Origin of the sequence: Neobacillus sp. NPDC093127 (assembly GCF_044754175.1) — a bacterium.
Classification (GTDB): Bacteria; Bacillota; Bacilli; order Bacillales; family Cytobacillaceae; genus Neobacillus.
This window is the reverse complement of the sequence record NZ_JBIVOP010000012.1, coordinates 179469-186265: the sequence shown is the minus strand read 5'-3', so window position 1 is coordinate 186265 and position 6797 is coordinate 179469. Positions and strand designations below refer to the sequence as shown.

General features: G+C 38.4%; 9 protein-coding genes and 1 rRNA gene. 1 reads left to right on the top strand and 9 read right to left on the bottom strand.

Translation table 11 applies throughout. From position 1 onward, the window contains the following. Together ACIQCO_RS17305 and ACIQCO_RS17300 are read right to left on the bottom strand one after the other, a co-directional pair. Positions 1-80 (bottom strand): 16S ribosomal RNA (locus ACIQCO_RS17305); the annotation flags it as partial. Between the two features lie 265 nt (positions 81-345). Next, the gene (locus ACIQCO_RS17300) at positions 346-1221 is read right to left on the bottom strand and encodes a nucleotidyltransferase-like protein (protein WP_400430584.1); all 876 of its coding nucleotides are present in this window, start codon (positions 1219-1221) and stop codon (positions 346-348) included. A gap of 152 nt (positions 1222-1373) precedes the next feature. Between ACIQCO_RS17300 and ACIQCO_RS17295 the strand changes: the two genes are divergently transcribed. Next, positions 1374-1730, top strand: coding sequence for a YgzB family protein (locus ACIQCO_RS17295; protein WP_400430583.1), 357 nt, complete (start codon positions 1374-1376; stop codon positions 1728-1730). A 77-nt stretch (positions 1731-1807) separates the two neighbouring features. On the opposite strand, the gene perR is transcribed toward ACIQCO_RS17295, so the two are convergent. The 7 genes from perR to ACIQCO_RS17260 form a co-directional block, all read right to left on the bottom strand. Next, positions 1808-2245 carry a peroxide-responsive transcriptional repressor PerR gene (perR, locus tag ACIQCO_RS17290; RefSeq protein WP_400430582.1) on the bottom strand — a complete coding sequence of 146 codons (438 nt, stop codon included), beginning with the start codon at positions 2243-2245 and terminating at the stop codon, positions 1808-1810. 113 nt (positions 2246-2358) lie between these two features. Further along, positions 2359-2907, bottom strand: coding sequence for a cob(I)yrinic acid a,c-diamide adenosyltransferase (locus tag ACIQCO_RS17285; protein WP_400430581.1), 549 nt, complete (start codon positions 2905-2907; stop codon positions 2359-2361). 253 nt (positions 2908-3160) lie between these two features. Beyond that, complete coding sequence (bcp, locus tag ACIQCO_RS17280; RefSeq protein WP_400430580.1) at positions 3161-3628, bottom strand: thioredoxin-dependent thiol peroxidase; 468 nt, start codon at positions 3626-3628, stop codon at positions 3161-3163. 87 nt (positions 3629-3715) lie between these two features. Continuing rightward, positions 3716-4108, bottom strand: coding sequence for an ion channel (locus ACIQCO_RS17275; RefSeq protein WP_400430579.1), 393 nt, complete (start codon positions 4106-4108; stop codon positions 3716-3718). 75 nt (positions 4109-4183) lie between these two features. Then, complete coding sequence (locus ACIQCO_RS17270) at positions 4184-4969, bottom strand: ABC transporter permease (RefSeq protein ID WP_400430578.1); 786 nt, start codon at positions 4967-4969, stop codon at positions 4184-4186. 3 nt (positions 4970-4972) lie between these two features. Further along, positions 4973-5764, bottom strand: a complete 792-nt coding sequence (locus ACIQCO_RS17265; RefSeq protein WP_400430577.1) for an ABC transporter permease — start codon at positions 5762-5764, stop codon at positions 4973-4975. Then, the gene (locus tag ACIQCO_RS17260; RefSeq protein WP_400430576.1) at positions 5757-6773 is read right to left on the bottom strand and encodes an ABC transporter ATP-binding protein; all 1017 of its coding nucleotides are present in this window, start codon (positions 6771-6773) and stop codon (positions 5757-5759) included. Before ACIQCO_RS17260 ends, ACIQCO_RS17265 begins: the two co-directional genes overlap by 8 nt. Positions 6774-6797 lie beyond the last annotated feature (24 nt).

Here is a 6797-nt window from a genome sequence, read left to right as displayed (position 1 = left end):
CTCCCAATGATTCGCTCGACTTGCATGTATTAGGCACGCCGCCAGCGTTCGTCCTGAGCCAGGATCAAACTCTCCAAGAAAGTTGATTAGCTCATAAATGTTACGTTGGCTTAGTTTTATAAAAAAACTAAAAAATATTGTTTGTTGACGTTTTTGTTTGTTTAGTTTTCAAAGAACAATGTTATAATCGCTCATAAGCGACTTTATCAATATAACATAAAGCTTTTCGATATGTCAATAACTTTTTTTAAACCGTCACTCACGAAAACTTTATTAGAATGTTTCGCAGCGACGGTTATTAATATACCAAGCAAACAAAAAAAGGTCAATACCTTTTTTGTTTTTTTAAGATAATTTTTTATGAACACAATATCCGCGATGAAAAACCCCATGACCTTTTGTTTCAATATTTACTACATCTATTAGATGTTTATCAATTAAATACTCAAGCAGGACAGCAAGATCAACAGAGTAAGGGATTAAATCCTTTTCATTCATTATTTCATTAAAGAACCAGTATTCCTTGCCGCTAAGTACTTCCAATAAGTGAGAGGTCCCAATAGTTGTCCTGGAATGAATCATGAACTCACTTGCGAGGAATAACAATTCAAGTCTCTTCTCAAGTGTCTCTTCACTGTTAACCAGTTCCTCATATAATTTATATATTTCCGGTTCGATTTGTTTTACTTGCTGCCAAACTGTAAGCTCTGGGTGGAGACCGTTCTCAATTACCGCTAATCTCGCTAGATGGTGTAAGGAATGGACGACATGATTATAAGCATCTAGAACCTGTTTGCTTTCGAATAATGCTTTTCCATCGACATAACGACGAATTAATTTAGCAAATTCTACTCCCATTTTAATTTTCCGCCCATTAAAAGGAAATTCCCGCAGTTCTGTTTTTAAATTAGCAACGTATTCATTTCGGTCAAAAAGAATTTTGGCATCATGAAGCCACTCAAATATTTTTCGATTTGTGCCTAGTAATAGCCATTCTTGAAGCTGGGTTTCAGCAATGACATGCATGGCAGCCTTTTTGTTGTTGTAAGTGTAATGTTTTATGAATAACGGCTGATCTGCCTCTTTAACAATTACTAAGAGAATAACATCAAATGAATCAGTAATATGACTTAATTTTTGTTTTTTTTCAATCAACAACACTCCTAGAGTATTGGATTGGCTCGCCCTTTCTTGATAAATAGGCCGAAGGATGTCTTCCATTCATCATTCCTCCATTTTTTTCGGGTAAGGTATATGTTCGACAATGAACCTAAATATCCTCCTTACGACAAAGACAAATTTCGACAACCTTGCCGCATAATTTTTTCTCTTTTCGTAAATATGGTATAGTTTTTCTAGGAGGGAGTTTCAACATGGCAAAATATTCGAGTAAAATAAATAAAATTCGTACCTTTGCATTATCACTAATTTTCATCGGCTTCATTGTTATGTATGGTGGTATCTTTTTTCGTACTTCACCACTTATTATGACCATCTTTATGCTCTTGGGTCTTCTTTTTATTATTGCGAGTACAGTTGTTTATTTCTGGATTGGAATGTTATCAACAAAAAGTGTCCACGTAAAGTGTCCAAGCTGTGGTAAACTTACAAAAATGCTTGGGAAAGTGGATATGTGCATGTATTGCCGGGAACCATTAACACTTGATCCAAAACTCGAAGGTAAAGAATTTGACGAAACCTACAATAAGAAAAATCGGGAAAATAAATAGAGGATGAACTTACCTTTATGGCTTCAAGCCACGAAAGGTAAGTCATCCTTTTTTTAATCAGCTTAAATCTGTTGAAGTTAATGTACCTCTTTACTTGCGCATTCAGGACAGGAACCGTAAATTTCCATCCGGTGAGTTTCCACTTTAAAGCCAGTCACATGTGAGGCAAGATGCTCCACCTCATCTAAGCCCGGATATTGAAAGTCTACAATTTTTCCGCATTTTTCACAAATGACATGATAATGATGCGAAGTTACAAAATCGAAACGTGCGGATGCATCACCATAAGTTAATTCCTTAACAAGACCAACTTCACGAAATACTCGTAAATTATTGTAAACCGTCGCCACACTCATGTTAGGAAATTTCCCTTCAAGGGCTTTATATATTTCATCTGCTGTAGGATGTGACATCGAGTTTATTAAATATTCAAGTATCGCATGACGTTGCGGAGTAATTCGCACCCCCGTATCCTTCAGGGTATCCAACGCTTCTTTTAATTGATTCATCGCCATGCACCTTCTTTCTAAAAAAAATTCTTATATTATAATTGTTATAATTAATTTTACTAGGTAATTTGTACTTTTGTCAATATTGTAATCTCACTTACCGAATTGATTCTATTTTTTTAACTGTGCAAGGTCTTTTCCTTAGCCCCTAATTGATGGTTTACATATCGAGCGGTCACAAATAATAAATCCGAAAGCCGATTTAAATAGGCCAATACGAGTGGATTCACGTCCTCGCCCAATGTAACTGCACACCTTTCTGCCCTCCTTGCAATTGTTCGGGCAACATGAAATGCAGCACCTGCAGGGTGTCCTCCAGGCAGAATGAAATTCGTTAAACTCGGAAGTGCCACGTCCCAATCATCGATTTGTTTTTCCAATTCCTCCACATCGGAAGATTTGAGTGACCACTTTACTTCCTTTTCTTTTGGGGTCGCTAATTCTGCTCCGACATGAAAAAGGTTTGTTTGTATTTTATGATATGCATTTTCAATTATTTCTTTCCCTAGAAAATTTTCATTATTTAAATGACTCAAAGCGAGCCCAATCATTGAATTCGTTTCATCACAAGTCCCATAGGCCTCCACTCGTATGTCGTTCTTCGCTACCCTTTGTCCGTATATTAGTGAAGTTGTTCCCTTATCACCTGATTTTGTATAAATTTTCATATTAAATCCCCCTCGATGACCTTTTTTGGCTCTTCCCCTTCGAATGTCAGGAAGTGATTATTTTCCTTTATCATAACACCTATATGTATATTTAGAATACTCAGAATGAAGATATCCCATTATAAGCATAAAAAAAAGGGCCGCTATGGACCCAAAATCTATCTGAGGAGGTATGCCCTAATAAAATGATATTCAAATCAAGGTCTGTTGCATTGGACAAATGCCTTTCCTCGATAAAATAGGCTTAAAAAATTTATAGGTTATCACGTATGTAAGATAATGCTTCCTCTACATGCCCCTTGACCTGAACCTTTCTCCATTCCTTTGCCAGGGTGCCATCCTGATTAATAATAAATGTCGACCTTTCAATCCCCATATATTCTTTACCAAAGTTTTTCTTAAGTTTCCAGACATCATAGGCTTCAGCCACTTGGTGGTCCGTATCCGCGAGCAGTAGGAATGGCAGACCGTATTTTTCGATAAATTTTTGATGACGGTCGACCGGATCAGGACTAACCCCTAGGATTACCGCATTCAAATCATTAAATTGCTGAAATTGGTCCCGGAAATCACATGCTTCAGTTGTACATCCAGGAGTCATGTCTTTTGGATAAAAATAAAGCACAACATTTTTGCCGCGAAATTCTGTTAATGTTACTGTCTCGCCATTATTCGCTTTTAACTTAAAATCAGGTGCTTGCTTCCCTATCTCAATTGTCACTTAATATCACTCCAATTGTAAAATATTCCTTATTGATAGCGTAACTAATCTTTCCAGATAATACAACCTTCTCGCAAATCGATATGATTATTTATCTCTATTTAACATAACTCGCGCGACAAATGCAGCGGGCAGTGTATAACCAATTAACGCCTCAATTACAGCAATAATTCTTCCCACACCCTGCGGCAGGACATCACCATTGCCAACTGAAAAAAGTGTCATAGCGCTAAAATAAAAGCTTGTTTCGAAAATATTACTCTTCGGGTGCTCATTCACTTCTTTAAGTAATGGCAAACCAATTAAATGAAAAAGCAGATAAATTAATCCAAATCCAAGGATTACGGTTAAGTAGACTGTCCCCAAGTAAAGAAAATTTTCAACAGAGACAAATTTTCCTCTTATCGTGTTAGGAATGAATAAGGTTCTTAAACTCATAAATATACAAAAGATAACAACTGGCAGCAAGAAATAGAACACCGAGGACCACCTCTAAATTCAGATAGGTTACTCTATTTCTATGCTGGCTTGGACAATAAAATATCAAAGTTCTAACTAATTACCCGCTCCACGATATTTCTTGACACCCTGATTCCATAAGATTACAGAGAAAACAAAAAAGATAATTCCGATTACCGGAGTGAAGAACGAATACCAGTACCATTCTTCTTTTCCAAGGAAAAAGGCAGCGGGATAGACGCCAACAAACGCAAACGGCAGAATCCAAGTTAAGACGAAGCGGATGATGTTATTATAAATATTGACCGGGTACCTGCCGTAGTTACTAATATTGTACATCATCGGCATGAGCGATGTTCTTGCATCGGCCCAAAAGCTAATGCAGGCAAGCATGATGAACACGCCGCCATACACAAGCGCTCCGCCGATTACAAACACAATAAACAAGAACGGATGATACCAGTGCACTTCAATTCCCAGCCTGCTGCCGGCATAAAACATCACGGCAAGCCCGGTAAGTGCCCCGAATAACGATTCTAGTTCCAGCCGTTCAAGAATAATTTGAAACAGACTGTGGATCGGTCTTGTTAAAATCCGGTCCAGTTCGCCCTTCACGATATAGCGTTCATTAAAATCCCAAATATTAAAAAACGCAGAAAAGACAGCGTAAGGAACTAAGAAAAAGCCATAAATAAAAATAATTTCGTCCCGGTTCCAGCCATGAAGCAAATTAGTGTGGCCGAAAACGACTAAGATAAAGACCAGATTAATCGCCTGTGAAAGTAAATCCGAGAAAAACTCTACAAACAAATCAGCCCGGTATTGTAGTCTTGTTTTTAAATATTGCGATAGATATTGAAAAAACATTGATACGTAAAACAACGCTTAGCCCCCTTGAATCACCAGCTGTTTCTTCGCCGCATGCCACAGCAATTGGATTGGGATAACTAAAATGATTACCCAAAATAATTGCTGTCCAAGCGCTTCGATTGCCTGCTGGTGCGAAAAGCCTTTCGTAAAAATCATACTCGGTATATAGCTGATCCCTTGAAAGGGAAGGTATTTCATAATTCCTTGTGCCCAGCCGGGAAAAAAACTAATTGGCAGGAGCAGACCGGAAAACAAATCAATGACCACACGTTTAGCCCGAATCAAACCCATATTGTTATATAAGAAGAAAGTCGTTATCCCTGTTAATAAATTAAGCTGCGTATTAATTAAAAAACTCAGCAGGATAGAGACGGCAAATAAACCCCATACGCTTAAATCCCAGGTGAATCGGATTGGGAAGATAAAATAAACAATGACAAGGCCTGGTGCTGAAAAGAAAAACAAGCGAAAAATCCCCTCTCCTAAACCCTGCATCGTTTTCATCCCAAGATAATTGTAAGGTCTAATAAGCTCAACGGCCACTTTCCCCTCCATGATTTCCATCGCCATTTCACGGTCAAGATTGTTGAAGTAAAACGCCCGGGCCATCCAGGAAATTGCGACATAGGTAGTCATTTGGATGACAGACAGCCCTTGAATTTGCTCCTTCCCACCATAAATAGCCGTCCATAAAAAATAATAGGCACCGATATTTATGCTATAAATAAAGATCCCCGTATAATAATTCGTCCGGTAGGCGAGCATCATTAAAAAACGGATTCTAATCATTTCAAAATATTTATCCAACTTCGACCGCACCCTTTTCATAAATATTCCGGATGATTTCTTCTGTAGAGGTTTCGTTAATTTTCATGTCCTTTATTTTGTAAGCGGCAGCGACCTCGGCAATGACCTGCGATATCAGTTCATCGCTGTCCTCGATGTTTGCTGTAAAGATTAGGTCCCTATCATCTAATTCCCATTTAACAGGCATACCTCTTGTTACATGTTTAACAGCGGACAGATCCACCTTTTCAAGGAACTGGAATTGAAGCTCTTTTCCTTCGCCCAATGTTTCTTTTAAATTCTTAAGTGCACCATCATATATCACATGCCCTTCATCAAGCATGATGACCCGCTCACACAATGCTTCAATATCCGTAAGGTCATGGGTTGTCAGCAGAATCGTCGTGTTATATTTCTCATTAATTTCTTTTAAAAATTCACGAATTTTCAACTTCACCAGTACATCTAGTCCAATTGTCGGCTCATCTAAGAACAGTAACGGCGGATTGTGAATTAACGCTGCCGCCAATTCACAGCGCATCCGTTGGCCAAGCGATAATTTACGGACGGGCTTATCGAGAAGCGGTTCGATATCCAAGGTGCGAATGACATGATTCATGTGGTCGTCATATTGTTGATCCGACACTTTATACACTTTCTTTAACAGTCGGAATGACTCCTGAACAGCGATATCCCACCATAATTGCGAACGCTGGCCGAAAACAACACCGATGGTTTGGACAAATTTTTCCCGCTCTTTGTGTGGATTCATTCCATTAACAGTGATTTGTCCGGAAGTCGGAGTCAGGATTCCTGTCAGCATTTTAATCGTTGTCGATTTCCCTGCGCCATTTTCGCCGATGTAACCGACCATTTCACCTTTTCTGACAGTAAAACTAATATCATTTACGGCGGTAGCAATTTTATAATTCCTTGTGAATAAATCTCGAAATGCCCCCGTTAGCCCAGAACGACTGGAATAGGCTTTAAATTCTTTTCTTAATTTTTGTACCTCAATTGCATTATTCATCCTTGTAACCTCCTGAAACTTACC

Coding starts and splice junctions, on each gene's coding strand:
- ACIQCO_RS17300 (WP_400430584.1), bottom strand. CDS start 1,221: ATGGAAGACATCCTTCGGCCTATTTATCAAGAAAGGGCGAGCCAATCC.
- ACIQCO_RS17295 (WP_400430583.1), top strand. CDS start 1,374: ATGGCAAAATATTCGAGTAAAATAAATAAAATTCGTACCTTTGCATTA.
- perR (WP_400430582.1), bottom strand. CDS start 2,245: ATGGCGATGAATCAATTAAAAGAAGCGTTGGATACCCTGAAGGATACG.
- ACIQCO_RS17285 (WP_400430581.1), bottom strand. CDS start 2,907: ATGAAAATTTATACAAAATCAGGTGATAAGGGAACAACTTCACTAATA.
- ACIQCO_RS17260 (WP_400430576.1), bottom strand. CDS start 6,773: ATGAATAATGCAATTGAGGTACAAAAATTAAGAAAAGAATTTAAAGCC.